This is a genomic window from Sorangium sp. So ce426 (genome assembly GCF_051475585.1).
GTDB lineage: Bacteria > Myxococcota_A > Polyangia > Polyangiales > Polyangiaceae > Sorangium > Sorangium cellulosum_B.
Genome location: NZ_CP150341.1, coordinates 7,356,991 through 7,374,226 on the forward strand (window position 1 = coordinate 7,356,991; position 17,236 = coordinate 7,374,226).

Below are 17,236 nucleotides of genomic sequence, written 5' to 3' on the forward strand. Positions count from 1 at the left end.
CCCTAGCACGGGAGGCCCGCCGACGCGGAATCTCCGGATGCTCGCCGCCCGTCATGGCGGGTTTCACATCAGCTCGCAGCGGAGTCTCACGGCGCCGCCGCCCCCGCCGTCGCGGAGCGCGGCGGCGCCGTCGGGGCCGAAGACCACGCCGAGGTCCAGCCCGCCCCGGGCCGCGGCGCGGATCTCGATCGCCTCGACGCACAGGGCGCCGCGGCCGCCGGAGAGCAGCGCGGACGCGGGGGCGTCCCCCTCGAACAGCGGCGCCCCGCTCCTCGACGCCACCCGCAGCGTGGCGGGCAGCTCGGCGATGAACCGGTGCGACGGCCGCGCGCCGCCGCAGCCGCCGGCGCCCATCGCCGCGAGCGACGCGAGGGTCCCGAGCGGCTCGATCGGGCCGACCTGGCCACGGGCGACGTCGATCGGCCCCGCGACCACCTCCCCCGAAGCGACGGAGTAGCCGATGAGGGCGACGCCAGGGGCGTCGAGCCGGCGGCCCAGGGTGAGGCGGGCGCCCGCGAGCTCGGGGACACGCGCGAGCCCGAAGGCCGGGAAGGTGCCCTGCCGCACGGCGACGAGTAAGCTGCGCCTCCCGGCGTCGAGGGCGAGCAGCTCGCCGCCCGGCAGCTCGACCGCGGCGGCGATCGTGCCGGCGTTGTCGAACGGCAGGAGCGCCGGGGGCTCGGCGCCCGCGCGCACGCGGAGGCCGCGCCGCCCGTGCGGCCCGCTCGCGTCGAAGAGCAGCAGCAGATCCGCGGGCGCCCTGGCGCCTGGCGCGAGCAGCACGGGGACGACGTCGCCGGACGCGGCGCCGAGCGAGCCGTCGCGGAGCGACAGGCGGCGCGGCGCTCCGGCGCGCGCGAACGGCAGGAGCACGCTCGCGGTGAAGGTGCCGTCGCGGAGCGCGCCCAGGGGCGAGGACGGGGCGCTCGACAGCGAGACGACAGGGGGCGCGCCGCCGGCCAGGCGGGCCGTCGCGGGCACGCCCCCTGCCACGGGCGTGCCCCGGGGAGCGCGGCGACCCGAGGGGGGCGGCGCCGGGGCGGCCGACGGCGGCGGGAAGGACGAGGGGTCGTCGTCGAGGCGGCAGGAGACGAGCGGCGGAGGAGCGGCGCGGAGCGCTGGGTTCACCGCGGGAGCGAAGGGCGGCGGCGCGCCGCGCGGCGAGGGCGGAGGGCCGCCCCAGCCGAGGCGGACGAGGCCGTGCTCACCCATCGCGCAGCCGATCGGGGAGCAGGCGAAGGGGGCGCCCTCGTCGAATGGAGGCTCGATCTGGCGTGCGGGCGGCCCCTCGGCCGGGCGCCACGAGCGGCCGCCGTCGGTCGACTCGAAGAAGGCCGGCGGGTCGTCGCCGGTGGCGGCGAGCGCGAACCGCCCGCCGACGACGACGTTCTGGACGCCGGCCGGGAGGGGAAAGACGGTGACACCGCCGCGCGCGTCGATGCGCAGGCCGGCGATGCGGCCGCCGCGGCGGCGCGAGAGCAGCCGCTCCGCTCGACGGGCGCGAGAGAGAGAGCCCGCCTCCGGCAGCGCCTCGCGGGCGGGCGAGACGCCATAGGCCTCCTCGGGCAGGTGCAGCCAGCCGCGCGCGGCGCCGTCGTCGTCCTCCCAGAAATCGGTGTCGATGAGGCGCGGCGGCGATGAGGCGTCGGCGGCCCCCGCGAAGACGCCGCCCGCGAGCGCCGGGAAGGCGCCGCCCGCGAGCGCCGGGTCGCGATCGCGCACGCGGACCACGCGGACGCCCTCGGGCGGGCCCGCGGGACGTTCGCGCCCGCGCGCGGGGGAGCCGGGAGGTGACCTCCGCGGCGCGCCGTCCTCCTCCTCGCCCTCGGAGGGCCGGCGCACTTCCTCGTCAGATTCCTCGTCCTCCTCCTCCTCGGAGTGCCGCGGCCGCGGCCGCGGCCGCGGCCCCTCCGGCGCCTCCAGCACGAGCGCGGTGACGGTCCCGCGCTCGCCGACGATCCAGCGGTAGAGGCGGTCGGCGTCCTCGCCCTCGATCCGGCGCTCGACCCAGCGGCCGCCGCCGACGCGCACACACACGCGCGTGACGCCTTCGTCTGCGGGCTCGCGGCTCGCGGCGTCCTCTCGCGGCTCGTCCGGCGAAAGCCGCGCGAAGCGCGGGGGCCATGGCGCCTCGTCGTCCGTCGGGCCGGCGCCTCCCGGGCTCTCCGGAAAGTCGTGGAGCCCAGGGGGGACGCTGCCGCACCGGCCGAGGAAGGCGAGGCGTCCGCGATCGTCGCCGACGAACGCGCCGTGCGGGCTCGCGATCGGATCGAGGCCTCGGCCGCGGGGCGGGAACGTGGCCTCCAGCTGTGGCGCGGAGAGCGTCGTCTCGAGCCGGAGCACCTGGGCGCCCTCGTGCGCGCACGCGAGCAAGACGTCGTCGCCCGAGCGGAACGGCTGGCAGCGCGCATAACTCGGGTCGAGGCTCTCGATCGCCGCCTCCGCGAGGGGCTGGGCGGTCGCCGCCGCGAACACGGCGAGGACGCCGTCGCGAGCGACGAGCAACCGGCCGCCAGGGAGGAGCGCGCCGGTGGCCGCGGCAAGCGCGAGCCCTGCCGGGGCCAGCGCGCGGACCGAGGAGGCGCCGAGCGTGGGGTCCCGCGCAGGCGGGAGCGAGAGCGAGGCGCTCGGCCCGGCCCGCGGCGGAGGGGGCAGCGCGGGTGCGAGGCCGGCAGCGCTCACGTGGAGCGTGGCGCCGCCGAGCGGAGCCAGGAGCGCGACCGCTCTGCCGCCGTCCTGCTCCTCGAGGAGCGACGTGGCGAGCCCGCGCGTCTCGAGCACGTCGATCCAGGTGGCGCCCCCGTCCAGGGTGACCGAGGCGCGGCCGAACAGGTCGAGGCGCGCCGCGCGGCGCGCGTCGACGGCCACCGCGTCGACGACGCCCGCGGCGCCGAAGCGGCGAACGGCGAGCGTGGAGGGATCGATCTCGAGGAGCCCCCGATCGCTGCGCAGCAGGATCGCGTCGAGGTACGGCCGCGCGCCGCCGGGGGCGCCGACGTCGGCGATGGGCGCGAGCTCGCCGAGGAAGTCGGCGGCGCGGTAGACGCGGCCCTCGGACCACAGGAGGAACCCGCCCCCGAGGCGCGCCGGGATCGACCGGAACCCGCGGAGCAGCTCGGCCGCAGGGGCGTCGGCGAGCACGACGCCCCCGTCGAGGCGAACGCGGCGCCCTTCGAAGAGCGCGGGCTCCGGGCGGGGCGCGGGCGCGCGTTCGTCGGCCCCGGCGGCGGCGTCGAGGAGGACGCCGATGTCCTCGGTGAGGACGTAGCGCGCGGGAGAGAGCGATAGCGGGTCGGCGAGCGCCGCGGCCGGAGGCTGCGCAGGCCGCGGAGGGCGCTCCGGGGCTGCGCTGCAGGCAGCGGCGAGGGCGAGCCCGAGGAGGACGCCTGCGCGGGACGGGATCGCAGCGGCGAGCGTCGCGAGGCGGAGGAGCGATCGCCGCGGCTTCAGCAGAGCACGCCGGCGGCCGTCGTGGTGCGGATGAGGTCCGGGGCGAACGTCGTTCCGGGTCCGGTCTGCCGTTCCATGACCTGCGCCTCCGTCGCCCTCCCAGGGGACCACGCAGGGCACTGTAGACGATCCCAAAGCACACCGGAGCGGGCAGCGAGGTGTCGATCTCAGAGGATGAGGAAGGCTTTCAGCATCCTCCATGGCTCCCAGGACACCGATTCACGTTGAAACCCGGAGAATTTTCACAGGGAGGCGGGGAGGAAGAAGAAATGAATTTCTCCCTCTTGCCGTCTCTCGCTCCCCGCCTCCCCGTCTCCCTGTGAAATTCCTGCTTTTTCTCGTGGCTTCAACCCGCTTGTCGCTCTGGGGAGGGGTGCGCAGGAGGGGCGCCAGGGCCGCGCTGGAGACCGCTGAGACGCCGCAGGAGGGGCGCCAGGGCCGCGCTGGACCCACGCGATCGTGACGCAGGACACACAAGGGGGTGCACAGGAGGGGCGCGGAGGCCACGCTGGAGGGCGCCGAGGCTGCGCAGCAGGGGCGCCAGGGCCGCGCAGCGGGGGCGCGGAGGCCACGCTGGAGGGCGCCGAGGCTGCGCAGCAGGGGCGCCAGGGCCGCACAGCAGAGGCGCGGAGGCCGCGCTGGAGGGCGCCGAGGCTGCGCAGCAGGGGCGCCAGGGCCGCACAGCAGGGGCGCGGAGGCCACGCTGGAGAGCGCAGAGACTGCTCAGGGCCCCCTCACGACCGCCTTGCACTCGACCGGCTGCCGGATCTCCTGGCCCTGCAGCACGAGCGCGAGGGTGCCTCCCCCGGCGCGCTCGACCGGCTCGCTCCGCCGCGCCGCCGCGGGGCTCGGCCCGCCGCGCCCTCCCTTCGCGTACGCGCCGAGCGGCGCCGCGGGCGTCGGCCCCGCGAAGCGCGCGATGAGCTTCTTCACGACGCCGGGCGGCTCGTAGAAGCCGAGGCCGCCCTCGTAGCGCTCGTCGCGCACGACGAGCTCGACGGCGTCGAGGCACGCGCGCTCGCGCGACCACCGGATCACCGCGACGCCGGCCGTCCCGGCCGCGGTGATCCCCGGCAGCGCGCCGGGCACGAGGCCGATCTCCGTGTCGAACGACAGGACCACGCGCGCATCGAAGGCGCGCGGCGCGCAGGCGGGGTCGCCGCCCGCGCCGAGCGCGCCGAGCGGGGCGAGCGCTTCCTCGGGCCCCAGGGTGCCGAGCACGGGGTCGACCACCGAGAGCACCGCGCCGCCGTCTCCGGCGACCGCCACGAAGACGGGCGCGCCCGCGCGAGCGCCCGCGCCGAAGGCGAAGCGCGCCCGCTGCGCCGCCGCCGCGCGCGCGGTGCGCTGCACGTGGAGCTCCCGGATCGCCGGAGGCGGCCCGCCGCCCGCGGGCCGCGCGAGAGGAGCCTCGCCGCGCGCGCCGCGGAGGTCGACCGAGCTCACCGCGAGGCCGTCGTGCCGCGGGCTCAGGAACACCGCGCGATCGCCGAGATCGACGCCGATCGCGGGCTGGGGGGCGCAGCCGCCGACCGGCCGCGTGACGCGCGCGGCGTCCAGCAGGCCGGCGAGGCACGCCTCCGCCGGGCCGGCCGCGACCGGGACCACGCGCCCCTCGCGATCGATGACGAGCCCGATCGGCGCCTCGTACGGCCGGTACGCGAGCTGGAGCAGCCCGGCGCTCGTGAGCGGCACGGTGGCGCGGTGGATCTCGGCGCGCAGGTCGAGCGGCGCGATCCACGCGAGCTCCGCGTCGGCAAAGGAGGGGCCCGGCAGGCCGCCGCCGCCCGACGGGCCGACGCTGCCCGGCTGGCCGACGTTGAACGACGGCAGCGCCAGCATCCCGAGGGTGCCGAGCCGCAGCGTGCCCGCCATGCGCGAGGGCGGCGCGGCGACGGCGCCGAACCCGGACGACTCCGGCACGCGCGCGGCGTCGAGCGGCCCCGCGAAGCTGCAGGCGAGCCGCGCGAGGGGCGGCGGCGCCGGAGGCCGCGCCGCCCTGTCGCGATCCGGCGCGGGCCGCGCGAGGGGCGGCTCCGAAAGGGCCGCGCCGGGCGGCGACGCGGCGCGGCCTCCGGCGCCGCCGCCGCCGCCGGAGCGCGGGGCCGACGCCCACCCGAGCCGGAGGAACGTGCCGAGGCTGCAGCCCACCGCCGAGCAGGCGTCGAGGCGCGCGGCCCCGCCGCCCGGCGGCGGCGCGACGGGCGCCCACCGCTGCCCTCGATCGATCGTCTCGAAGAGCTCGCCGTCCTCGGTCTCGGCGAGCGCGAAGGGGCCCGACGCCGCGATCGAGCGCGCGCGCGCCGGCACGGCGCGGCGGCGCAGCCGGCCGGCGGGGTCGATCGTGATCGGCGCGGGATCGGCCGCGTAGCCGTGCACGGGGAGCCAGCCCTCGATGGCGCCGTCCGCGCGCGCGGCGAGCGCGCGCGAGAGCAGCTCCGCCTGCTCTTCACCGTACGGAGGCCAGAGGAGCGGCGGCTCGCCCCGCGCGAGCCGCACGACGCGCAGCGCGCCGCGCACCTCGACGCGCTCGCCGTCCGGCAGGAACGTGCCGGGGCGCGCGATGAGCGCGACCGCGCCCCCGCCGCGGCGCGGGATCCACGCGAGGACGTCGCTCGCGTCCGCCGCGTCGAGGCGGTGCTCGACCCAGTCCCCCGGCCCGCGCCGCACGCAGAACACCGCGCTCTGTTGCGTCGCGTCGCCGCCGAGCGCCCCTTGTTGAGAGAGCGCGCGGAGATCGATCCGCGGCGTCGGCCGCCCCTCGCACGGCCCCACGTAACCGAGCGCCTCGCCGTCGACGCCGACGAAGCGATCGGTCTCCCGCGCCGGCTCGGGCAGGAGCTCGAACGAGCGCTCGACGCGGAGCGCGCGCGCGTCGCTGGAGAGGTCGACGACGCTCGCGCGCTCCGGGCCGGCGCAGACAGCGAGCAGCGCGTCGCCCGCGCGGAACGGCGCGCACTCGCCGCTGCCGGGCGGGAGCGGCGCGACGGACGAGGCGCGGCCGGTGGCGAGGTCGACGCGGCCGATGAGGCCGTCCACGGCGAGCGCGGCCCCGCCGTCGGCGAGCGGCAGGCCCGAGGCGACGGCCTCCGCGAGCTGCTGGAAGGGCGCGCGGCCGAGCCACCCCGGATCGACGCCGGCCTCCGGCGGCGCGCGCCGCGCGCGGGGCTCGCCGAGGCGACCGCTCGGCTCGACGGCGCGCTCGAGGCCGAAGGCCAGCGAGGCGACGATCTCCTCGCCGCGGACGTCGAGCGCGATCGCGTCGCCGAGCTCCGCCGTGACGTCGCGGTACGAAGCGCCCGCGTCGAGCGTGAGGAGCGCGCGCCCGAAGACGGTCAGGACGAGCGCGCGGCGCTCGCTGGCCGCCGCGGCCGCGACGAGGGACGGCGCGCCGAGCGGCCGCAGCGCGCCGCTCGCGCCCTGGACGACGAAGCTCCCGGCCGCCGTGAGCAGCCCGATGCCGTCGAGCCATGGGAACGCGCTGGCGACGTCGCCCGGCAGGGTCGCGAGCTTGCGGAGCTCCCCGCCGAAGCTCTCGGCGGCGTAGATGTCGCCGCCGCTCCAGAACAGGTAGCGCGCGGCGGGCGCGACGCGCGCGACGCCGGCTGCGCGCCCGCCGGGCCGGGCCCACGCGGGGAACGCCGCGCCGCCGGCGAGCACCACGCGGTCCGCGCCCAGCGGATCGAGCCGATCGAGGCCGTGCAGCTCGGCGCGCTGGCCGTTGACGATCGCCCTGTCGACCTCCCGGCCGTCGATGACCACGCGCTCGACGAGGCCGAAGTACGGCTGCGCGACGTACCGGGCCGGGCCGAGCGCGACGGTCGAGGGGGCGCGGGGAGGCGGTTCGAGCGCGCCGTGCGGCGCGGCCGCCGGCTCGGCCGCGCCGCACGCCGCGAGCGCGAGCGCGGCGAGGAGAGGAGCCACGACATCCAGTCTCAGGCGGGCAGGATCCATCCCGTGCGGTGCTCGGCGCGATCGAGGGCAGGCCGCTCAGCGCGTGTCCTTCCCGTTCGGCGCGAGTGTAGCCGCTCTGCGCGGCCTCGAGCGCGTGCTACCCGCGAAACGTGTCGGGCTTGAGGTTGTACCGCCTCATCCAGCGGTGCACCTGCACGCGATCCCTCCCCAGCACGCGCGCCACGGCGGCGACGTTCCCCTGGTGCCTCGCCAGGAGATCCCGGAGCACGCTCTCCTCCGGGGCGGTCCTCGGCGGCAGCGGCCCGCCCGGCGCGGACGCTCCGTCCTCCGCGGGCTCCTCGTCGTACTGCGGGTAGACCGTGGCGCGGGCGTCCTCCGCGAGCGGGCTCGCGAGGGCAGCGCCCCGGGCCCCGTACGTCTTCATCCGATCGCGGATGCTGTCGCTGAGATCCTGGATGCCGAACTCGGCGCCGCGATCCGCGGCGGCCCAGCGCTTCAGGAGCGCCTCGAGCTCCCGCACATTGTAGGGGAAATCGTGGTGGAGCAGGGCCGTCATGGAGACCATGCTGGGCCGGATCTCGGACCGGCCGTGGCGCGCCGCGAGCGCGGTGCAGAGCAAGAACATGTCTTCCTTGCGCTCGCGGAGGGGGGGCAGGGTCACGCTGTGCTCGTTCAGGCGACCGAACAGATCGGCGCGGAAGGCGCCCGTCTGCTGGAGCTTGTCGAGATCGCGGTGCGTGGCGGCGACGATCCGCACGTCGATCCGCTCGGCCTGCGTCCCGCCGAGCGGCGTGAACTCTTTCGACTGGATCACCCGGAGGAGCTTCGCCTGGGCTTCCGCCGGCATGTCCCCGATCTCGTCGAGGAAGAGCGTGCCCTCGTGGGCCGCGCGGAGGATGCCCGCCCTGTCGCGGTCGGCGCCCGAGAACGCGCCGCGCCGGTGCCCGAAGAGCTCCCCCTCGACGAGGGCGGCGGGGATGGCGGCGCAGTTGACGGCCAGGAACGGGCCGCGCCGGCCGCTCCAGTCGTGGAGCTGCTGGGCGAAGATCTCCTTTCCCGTCCCGCTCTCGCCGCGGATCAGCACCGAGAGCTCGCTGCGCGCGATCTCGTACAGGCTGCGGGCGAGCGTCCGGGTCTGGTAGCCGCCCACGATCCGCCCCATCGAGAAGCTCGGCGGCCCCTCCTGCGAGCCCGGCGCCTCGACGTAAGCCCCGTCGATGCGGTAGCGGGCGTAGCTCTCGACGTCGCGCTCGACGAACTTGAAGATGGCGTCGCCCACCCGGACCTGGTCGAGGTGCGCGATGGGCGCCTCCGTGACGAACGCGCCGTTGCAGAGCGTGCCGTTGCGGCCGCCGAGGTCGGTCAGCCGCCAGACGCCGCCCCGCCGCTCGATCCGGGCATGATGGCGCGAAGCGCTCCGCGTCGGCACGGACACATCCGCTGTCGGATCGCGGCCGAGGACCGAGCCCTGCTCGAGCACGGGGTACGCAGGACGGAATTGCTCGTAGTTGTCGGCGTAGAGCAACACGAGCCCCGCCCCGGCGCTGGTCTGCCGAGAGAACGGAGCACGAAATTGCATTGACGCTGTACTATCGATGTCCTTCGACCGTTCTGTCCCGTCGCCGTGCATTGGAAATGGTGATGGTACCAACCTATCCGTCCGCCGGGCGCATCATTCGTCCGAGCCGATCGTGCTCGCGGGGGGTCTTCGGAGCGGCAGACCCACATCCACGCCGCGCCTCAGCCGTCCTCGGGCCGCGCGCCCACGGAGCACACGAGGCGCTGCGTCGTCGCCTGCGCTCGCAGCGCGCCTTGTCCTGCGCCGGCGCCGGCGCCGCCCCCCTGCCCCCGCGCGGCCGTCCACCGCGCGATCAGCGCCGCGTCCTCCGCGCGCTCACCGCGCCGCCTCGAGTCGGAGGCCGCGAGGTGCAGCGCGTCGAGGCAGACGCGCTCGCGCCCCCAGCGCACCAGCGCGAGGCCCTGGTTCCCGAGCGCGATCGCGGGCAGCGCCCTCCTGTCGAGGCGCAGCGCGCGCTCCGGATCGAGCGCCACGAGCGCGCGCCACGCGCCCCTCTGGGCGCGGCAGCGCGCGTCGCTGGCGGCGGTCAGCGTCGCCCAGGGCGCGAGCGCGGCCACCTCGCCCGCGGTCCCCCCCATGCGGTCCAGCACCGCCGCGCCCGCGATCTCGAGGGCCGCGCCGTCGAGCACCAGCACGCCGGCCTCGCCGTCGTCGCGCCACGCGAGGGTCATCGGCCGGCCCCGGAGCTCCTCGCGGTCGAGCGCCACGAGGCGCGCAGGCCGCCGGGGCTCCGGCGTGTGCTCCTCGACGGCCACGCGGCGCCGGAGCTCGCCGAGCACGAGCGCGCGGCCAGGACCGAGCAGGAGACCCGGGGCCCGCCCCGGCGCGGTGTCCGCGTAACCTCGGCGCGGCTCGAACGCCGGGAGCGCCAGCGCGCCCTGCGGGCCGAGCAGCAGCTCGCCCCCCTCGGCGAGGACGAGCAGCCCGACCTCGCCGCTCGCGGCGAGCAGCGGCATCGACGCGCCGCGCCTCCCGCCGTGCCCGCCGCGCAGCGCGAGCTCGGTCGCGTTCAGCCGCAGCGCCTCGCCGCGCAGATCGAACGGCGGCAGGTAGAGCACGCTGTGCGTCCGGACCGCCGCGACCTTCGGGCCTCCCTTTCCCGGCGCCCCGCCGCCCTTGCCCGGCGCCGCGCCGCTCGGCGGCGCCTCCTCGGGCGCGGCCTCCTCGGCGGGCGGCGCCTCCTCGGCCGGCCGCGCGGCGCGCCCAGGCGCCGGCGCGTCGGCGACGACCTCGAGCGTCTCGCCATACGGCGTCGGCACGGCCCATCGCTCCGAGCCAGCCTCGGGCGCGGCGCGCGGGCGCAGCGCCGGCAGCTCGATCGGCGCACAGGAGAGCGACGGCAGCGCCTCCGGCGGCCCGTCGATCCGGCCGGCGCCGCCCGGGCAAGCCGCCGCGCCCGCCCCGGCGCCGCCCGCGCGGCCGGCCTCCGCCGCCCCGCAGCCGGGACCCGGCGCGGCGGCGATGGCCGGCGACGGCTCGCCCGCGCCCCAGCCGAGCCGCACCACGCCGCTCAACGCACAGCCGAGCGCGGAGCACCCGCCCTGGAACGACGGCGGGGGCACCGGCGAGCGCCCTGCGGCGCGCCACGTGCGGCCGTGATCGAGCGTCTCGTAGAGCTCCGCGCCGGCCGTGACGAGCACGCCGTTGTCGCCCGTCACCACCATCCCCGCCGGATCCGGCGGCAGGGCGTGCGGCGAGACCGTCCCGTCGTCCGCTATCGTGACGCCCAGGCTCCCCTGCCCGACGGGATCGGGCCACTCGACCGACGACAGCCACCCGTCGACCCCGCCGTCCTCGCGCGCGCGGAAGCGCCTGTCGACGAGCGCCCGTGTCCCGTCGCGCAGGGGCGGCGTCCAGTACCAGCCGGGGAGGTGCCCGCGGAGCTGCACGACCCGCGCGCCCCCCTCGTCGCGGCCCCGCGGCGCCCCGGCGGGCGGTGGCAGCCGCGCGTCGCGCTCGCCCCTCAGCAGCGCGATCGCGCTCCCGTCGCGGCGCGGCGCCCAGCCGACGAGCGCCTGCGACTCGCCGAGCTCGACCGCATGCTCGACCCAGTCGTCCGGGCCGCGCCGCACGCAGATCTTCGGGTGGATCACGACCTCGCCGTAGCGGCGATCTCGCTCCTCGTCGCTGGCGACCCGCGGCGACGCCGCGCAGCCGCCGACGTAGCCGAGCGCGCCGCCATCGTCGGCCACGAAGAACCCCTCGTCGCTGAAGGCGCGCTCCATCCGCGGCGCCTCGCCGCGCTCGGAGCGCAGGACGTAGCTGCCGTAGCCGTCGTAATCGTCCCACGCGCAGAGGAAGAGCGGCCCGTCCTTCGCGGGCACCGGCGCGCAGCCCAGCCCGTCCGGGAGCCAGCCGGAGAATCGCTCGCGCACCGCGCCCGTGCTCACGTCGATCCGCGCGACGCCGCCGTCGAACACCGCGAGCGCTGTCCCGTCGGGCAAGAGCGCGCCCGCGGAGACGGCCGCCGCGAGCGGCGCGAGATCGTCGAGGACGGGGGCGTCGCGCGAGGCGGCCTGGGCGCCCGCGAAGAGCAGCTGGAACGACCCGCTCGGCTGCCAGATCGCGCGGGGATCGCCGTCGGGCCGGCCGAGCGAGCCGTCCGGGAGGACGGCCACGCGCCCGAGCGCCGTGTCGAGCGAGAGCGCGTCCGGGGCGACGCTCAGGGCGCGCACGGCGAGCCCGAGCCGCTGGCCGGCGTCGATCCACGTCCTGCCGCCGTCCGCCGTCGTCGCGGCGCGGCCGAAGACGTCGAGGCGCGCCGCCCGCGCGGCGTCCAGCGCGGCCAGATCGTGGATGGCCGGCGTGTCGAGCGCCCGGCCCCGATCCTCGCCCGGCAGGAGCTCCCGCGGCCCCTGCTCCGTGAAGACAACGACGCCTCGCAGGCCGTTGCGGGCGCCCCGCACCGCGCCGCCGCCGCCGAGCGCCACCTCCGCGAGCGGCCCCGTGAAGCCGCGCGAGCGGAACGCCCTGCGCCGGGTCCAGTGCAGGAAGCCCCCGCCGAGGTGGGGCGCGATCGCGAGTGATCCGACGACCGGCTCGCCGGACGCCCACAGATCGGCCTCCCACGCCGCCGCGGCGACGCGCCCGTCTCCGCCGAGCTCGAGCCGCGCGCCCTCCATGACGACGCGCGCCGCGACGGCCGCGGCCGGTCCGTCGTGCGTTGCCCGGAACACGCCCTCGGAGAGCGCCTGGAAATAGCGCGCCCCCGCCGGGGCAGCGCTGGCGGAGCCGGTCGCGCCCGGCGCACGCGCGGCCCGAGCCCCCGCGCCGCTCGCCGGGCTCGGCTCGGGCGCACGCGCGCAGGCGGCCGCGAGGAGAGCCGAGATCAGAGCGAGCGAGCGCACCAGCATCCGGGGAAAGCACGACGGTATCCGTTGTCGCGCCCCCGTCCAGCGCCGATCCACGTCCTCGCCCCCCACGCCCTCACCCCCGGCGTTCGCGCCCGTCGTCCCCGGCGCCCGCGCTCCTCGCCCTCGGCGCCCGCGCGCCTTCGCGCAGCGGCGTCGTAAGCTGCAGCCGCGGCGCCCTGCGCCCGCCCGGAAAGCCTGTGCACTCCCCTCCCCGCCCCCGACGACCCACCCGCGACGAGCTCCTCGCCGCCGCCGGCAAGACGGTGCCGGACGTCATCGCCCCGGACCTCGACGTCCTCTTCTGCGGCATCAACCCGGGCCTCTACACCGCCGCCGTCGGGCACAACTTCGCCCGCCCCGGCAACCGGTTCTGGCCGGCGCTGCACGCCGGCGGGTTCACCGATCGCGTGCTCTCCCCGTCCGAGGAGCGCGAGCTGCTCGAGCTGGGGTACGGGATCACCAACGTGGTCGAGCGCGCGACAGCATCGGCGGACGAGCTGTCCGCCGAGGAGCTCGCCGCGGGCGGGCGGCGGCTCGAGGCCACGGTGCGACGCTACCGCCCTCGCTTCCTCGCCGTGCTCGGGATTGGCGCCTATCGAGGCGCGTTCGGCAGGCCCCGCGCCGTGCCCGGCCCCCAGACAGAGACGCTCGGCGCAACGCGGCTCTGGGTGCTTCCGAACCCCAGCGGGCTCAACGCCAGCTACCAGCCGGACAGGCTCGCTGCGATGTTCCGCGCCCTCCACGAGGCGGCCACGTCGACCCGGGCCACGCGGTGACGCGGTGAGCGGGCGCCTACTCGGGCAGCGCGCTCGCCTCCTCCTGAGGCACCTTCGCGCGCGCGCGGCGGGCCTCTTCCCGGACGGCCGCGAGGCCGGGCGGCCCCTCGGGCGATCGCCCGCCGCGGTGACCCACCGCGGCGAGCCACGCAAACGGCGAGTCGGGCGCGCTCTGCGCGACGAGGAAGACGGCGCGGGACGCGTAGCGCGAGCAGCCGTCCTCGCACACGGGCAGGACGAGGCGGAGCCCTCCGCCGCCACCTCGGCCCACGAGGGGCGCCACGCGGAGCTCCGACGGAGGCGGCGACAGCACGGCCATCACCGCGCGCGCCATCAGCTCGACGAACGTCCCTCCGGACATCGCAGGCGGCTCGGAGGTCGGCATCCCCGCGCCGTCCGCCGCGTCGAGCCGGCTCGGCGGGAGCGCGAAGAGCCCCGCTCCGTCGGCCGCCGCCGCCGGCGACGGCAGCAGCGCGCCCACGAGCGCTCCAACGAATGAAGCCAGCTTGAGTCCGAATCGCATACGTGCTCCCTCTGCGGCACGTCCAGCAGGCCCCATGCCAGCCATGCGCTGCCGGCCGCGGCGTCGCGGCGCCGCATCCACGACGGTCCGCTCCGTTCGGCGCGCGTGACGGATCGCCACAGCGTGGCGCGCGGAGCCCGATCCCGCGCGGCCTCGTCGCTGCGCGCTGGAGGTGCCGCGGCGAGCCGGAGATACCTGCTTGGAGCAGGAGAATGGCCCTCGCCGCGCGAGCGCCGCTTTCGCTTGCCAGAAGGTCCGGGCGCCGTTAACCGTCTTCGTCATGCCCGACCGAAAGCCAGGGCTGAGCCCGCTTCAGGTGAGGTCCTCGGTCCAGCCGGGCGCTCCCCTCCCGTCCGCTCCGTCCGAGCCGGTGGCGAGCATCCTGCTCGTCGACGATCACCGCGCGAACCTCCTCGCCCTCGAGGCCGTGCTCGATCCGCTGCGCCAGCGGCTCGTCACCGCGCAATCCGGCGAGGAGGCGCTGGAGCACCTCAACCGCGAGGAGTTCGCGCTGATCCTCATGGACGTGAAGATGCGCGGAATCGACGGCTTCGAGACGGCCGCCCGCGTGAGGGGGCTCGATCGGGCGAGGCACACGCCGATCATCTTCATCTCGGGGCTGCCGGAGGACGAGGACCGACGGTATCGCGGCTACCGCGAGGGCGCGGTCGATTATGTCGTCAAGCCGTTCAATCCCGACATCCTCCGCGCGAAGGTGGCGGTCTTCGTCGAGCTGCACCGGAGGGCCGAGCAGATCAAGCGGCAGGAGGCCGCGCTCCGCCAGCTGGAGCGCCAGGCGAGCGACGAGGTGTTCCGGCGCATCATGGACACCAGCATGATGGGCCTGCTCTTCAGCGACTACGAGGGGCGCGTCATCGAGGCGAACGACTGTTTCCTCTCGATGATCGGCTACACCCGCGAGGACCTCAAGGCGGGGCGGCTCAGCTGGCAGGAGCTCTCCCCGCCGGAGTACGAGCACGTCCACCACGACGCGGTCAACGAGCTGAGCCTCCACGGCGTCACGAGGCAGTTCGAGAAGGAGTACATCCGCAAGGACGGCAAGCGCGTCGCTGTCCTCGTCGGGTCCGCCCGCATCGAGACGCAGCGGCGCAACCTCACCTACGTGCTCGACATCAGCGAGCGCAAGCGCGCCGAGGCCAACGTCAGCCTCCTCGCCGGCGCGGGCGAGATCCTCTCGTCCTCGCTCGACTTCCGCGAGACGCTCGGGCAGCTCGCCCGGCTCGTCGTTCCGCTGCTCGCCGACTGGTGCGCCGTGGACATCCAGGGCCAGGACGGCGCGATCCAGCGCGTCGCCGTCCTGCACACCGACCCGCAGAAGGCGGAGCTCATCCGCCAGATCGAGCAGAGCTATCCTGTCGATCCCGCGGCGAGCCGCGGTGTGCCGAAGGTGCTCCGGACGGGCGAGGCCGAGTGGGCCTCCGATTTCTCGGACTCCCTGCTCGTCGAGAACGCGCGGGACGAGGAGCACCTCCGGATGGCGCGCGAGCTCGGCCTCCGGTCGTACCTTGTCGTGCCGCTGGCGGCGCGCGGCCGCGTCCTCGGCGCGATCACGCTCGCGCACGCCGAGTCGGGCCGGCACTACACGAAGGTCGACGTGCAGTTCGCCGAGGAGCTCGCCCGGCGCGCCGCCCTCAGCGTCGACAACGCCCTCCTCTTCGAGCGCGAGGTCACCGTGCGCAAGGAGGTCGAGACGCTCGCGGAGGAGCTGAAGCACAGCGAGGCGCAGTTCCGGCTGCTCGCCGAGACGATGCCGCAGCTCGTGTGGACGAACCGCCCGGACGGTCATCACGAGTACTTCAACCGGCGCTGGTACGACTACACGGGGCTCACCGCGGAGGACACCGGCGGCGAGGGCTGGAGCCGGATCATCCACCCCGACGAGCACGAGCGCGCGATCGAGGCCTTCCGGGAGGCGCTCCGCACGGGCGAGCCGTACGAGAGCCAGTGCCGCCTCCGGCGCGCGGACGGCGTGTACCGCTGGTTCATCGGCCGGGCGGTCGCCGCGCGCGACGGATCGGGCCGCATCGTCCGCTGGTTCGGCACGTACACGGACATCGACGATCAGAAGCGCGCCGAGGAGGAGCGGCAGCGGCTCGTCCAGGCGCTGGAGCGCAGCAACAAGGAGCTCGATCAGTTCGCGTACGTCACGAGCCACGACCTCAAGGCGCCGCTCAGGGGCATCGCCAACCTCTCGCAGTGGATCGAGGAGGACCTGAACGACAAGATGACGGCGGAGAGCCGCAAGCAGCTCGATCTGCTGCGCGGGCGCGTCCACCGGCTCGAGAACCTCATCGACGGGATCCTGAGCTACTCGCGGGCGGGCCGCGCCCGCGAGAAGCCCGAGGCGATCGACGTCGGCAAGCTCCTCCGGGAGGTCATCGAGCTGCTCGCGCCCCCGCCGGAGACGCTCGTGGAGATCGCCCCCGACATGCCCGTCCTCGTCACCGAGCGCGCGCCGCTCCAGCAAACGTTCCTGAACCTGATCGGCAACGCGCTGAAGCACGCCGGGGGCGCCGATCCGGAGGTCCGGATCAGCGCGCGCGACGCCGGGCCGTTCTGGGAGTTCTCGGTCTCCGACAACGGGGCGGGCATCGCGCCCGAGTACCACGACCGCATCTGGGGCATCTTTCAGACGCTGAAGGCGCGCGACAAGGTCGAGGGCACCGGCATCGGCCTGTCGGTCGTGCAGAAGATCGTCCAGAGCAAGGGCGGGCGCGCCTGGGTCGAGTCCGCCGTCGGCGCCGGCGCCACCTTCCGGTTCACCTGGCCCAAGATCGAGGCCAGGGAGCCTTCATCCCCCTGATGAGCCCGCCTCGAGCGCGGGGCGTGGCGCGCGGCGACACGCCTCGATCGCCGGACAGGCACGGAGCTTGAACGACCTCCTCCAAACACAAGGCGGCTTGTCGCGGCCGACCTCGAAAGGAGGGTTCCCATGCTGTCGATGTCCAACCTGCCCAGGCTCTGCCTGGGCGCGCTTGCGCTCTCGCTGTTCACCGCGTGCGCCGCGGCGCCACCCCCGCAGCAGGCTCGGCCCGAGCCGAGGTTGCCGAGCCCGGGCCCGGATGGAGTCTACAAGGTCGAATGGCCCGATCTCAGGGAAGGCGAAGATCGCTTCATCGGCCTCACCCTCGGGGCCGACATCGCCGATGTCTGCCGCCTTCCCAAGACGAGCTTCGCCTTCGACGCCTCCGAGCCGCTCCCGCAGGAGCACGTGGAGCTCCGGGCGCTCGTCGACTGCCTGCGCTCATCGAGCCTGAAGGGCGCGAGGATAGAGCTCGTCGGCCGCGCCGATCCGCGCGGCACCCCGGCGTACAACCAGGAGCTCTCGCTCCGCCGCGCCGCGCGGGTGAAGGAGATCCTCGTGAGGGAGGGCATCCCTGCGGATCGCATCACGACGCGCGCGACGGGCGCCGCAGGGGCGGTCGGAGCTCAACCGATGTACTCCTATGGCTATGATCGCAGGGTCGACGTCGCGCTGATCGGCGTCGCCCATGCCCCCCGGTGACGCGCGCGCTCGCCCGCTCGCCCGCTCGGCGGACGCGGCTCGGAGCCCTGCCGGAGCGGCGCTGCAGCTGGCTCTCTCCCTCTCGGCAGGGCGGCTCTCCTCCTCCAAGTCCAT

General features: G+C 76.2%; 8 protein-coding genes. 3 read left to right on the plus strand and 5 right to left on the minus strand.

Features of this window, described 5'->3' with window-relative positions:
* Positions 1-63: 63 nt before the first annotated feature.
* From WMF44_RS27385 to WMF44_RS27400, 4 genes are all read right to left on the minus strand, one after another.
* Complete coding sequence (locus tag WMF44_RS27385) at positions 64-3,561, minus strand: hypothetical protein (protein ID WP_437292984.1); 3,498 nt, start codon at positions 3,559-3,561, stop codon at positions 64-66.
* Between the two features lie 612 nt (positions 3,562-4,173).
* The gene (locus tag WMF44_RS27390; RefSeq protein WP_437292985.1) at positions 4,174-7,374 is read right to left on the minus strand and encodes a hypothetical protein; all 3,201 of its coding nucleotides are present in this window, start codon (positions 7,372-7,374) and stop codon (positions 4,174-4,176) included.
* Positions 7,375-7,501: 127 nt separating this feature from the next.
* Positions 7,502-8,944 (minus strand): sigma 54-interacting transcriptional regulator, encoded by a 1,443-nt coding sequence (locus WMF44_RS27395; RefSeq protein WP_437292986.1) that lies wholly within the window; start codon positions 8,942-8,944, stop codon positions 7,502-7,504.
* 161 nt (positions 8,945-9,105) lie between these two features.
* Complete coding sequence (locus tag WMF44_RS27400; RefSeq protein ID WP_437292987.1) at positions 9,106-12,291, minus strand: hypothetical protein; 3,186 nt, start codon at positions 12,289-12,291, stop codon at positions 9,106-9,108.
* Positions 12,292-12,560: 269 nt separating this feature from the next.
* Here WMF44_RS27400 and mug point away from each other — a divergent pair, with 269 nt between their 5' ends.
* Complete coding sequence (gene mug / locus WMF44_RS27405; protein WP_437301618.1) at positions 12,561-13,073, plus strand: G/U mismatch-specific DNA glycosylase; 513 nt, start codon at positions 12,561-12,563, stop codon at positions 13,071-13,073.
* Between the two features lie 16 nt (positions 13,074-13,089).
* Here the strand turns inward: mug and WMF44_RS27410 are convergent, their stop codons facing one another.
* Positions 13,090-13,596, minus strand: coding sequence for a hypothetical protein (locus WMF44_RS27410; RefSeq protein WP_437292988.1), 507 nt, complete (start codon positions 13,594-13,596; stop codon positions 13,090-13,092).
* A 280-nt stretch (positions 13,597-13,876) separates the two neighbouring features.
* Between WMF44_RS27410 and WMF44_RS27415 the strand changes: the two genes are divergently transcribed.
* Together WMF44_RS27415 and WMF44_RS27420 are read left to right on the plus strand one after the other, a co-directional pair.
* The gene (locus tag WMF44_RS27415) at positions 13,877-16,420 is read left to right on the plus strand and encodes a PAS domain S-box protein (protein ID WP_437292989.1); all 2,544 of its coding nucleotides are present in this window, start codon (positions 13,877-13,879) and stop codon (positions 16,418-16,420) included.
* A gap of 129 nt (positions 16,421-16,549) precedes the next feature.
* The gene (locus WMF44_RS27420; protein ID WP_437292990.1) at positions 16,550-17,122 is read left to right on the plus strand and encodes an OmpA family protein; all 573 of its coding nucleotides are present in this window, start codon (positions 16,550-16,552) and stop codon (positions 17,120-17,122) included.
* The last annotated feature ends 114 nt before the right edge of the window (positions 17,123-17,236 follow it).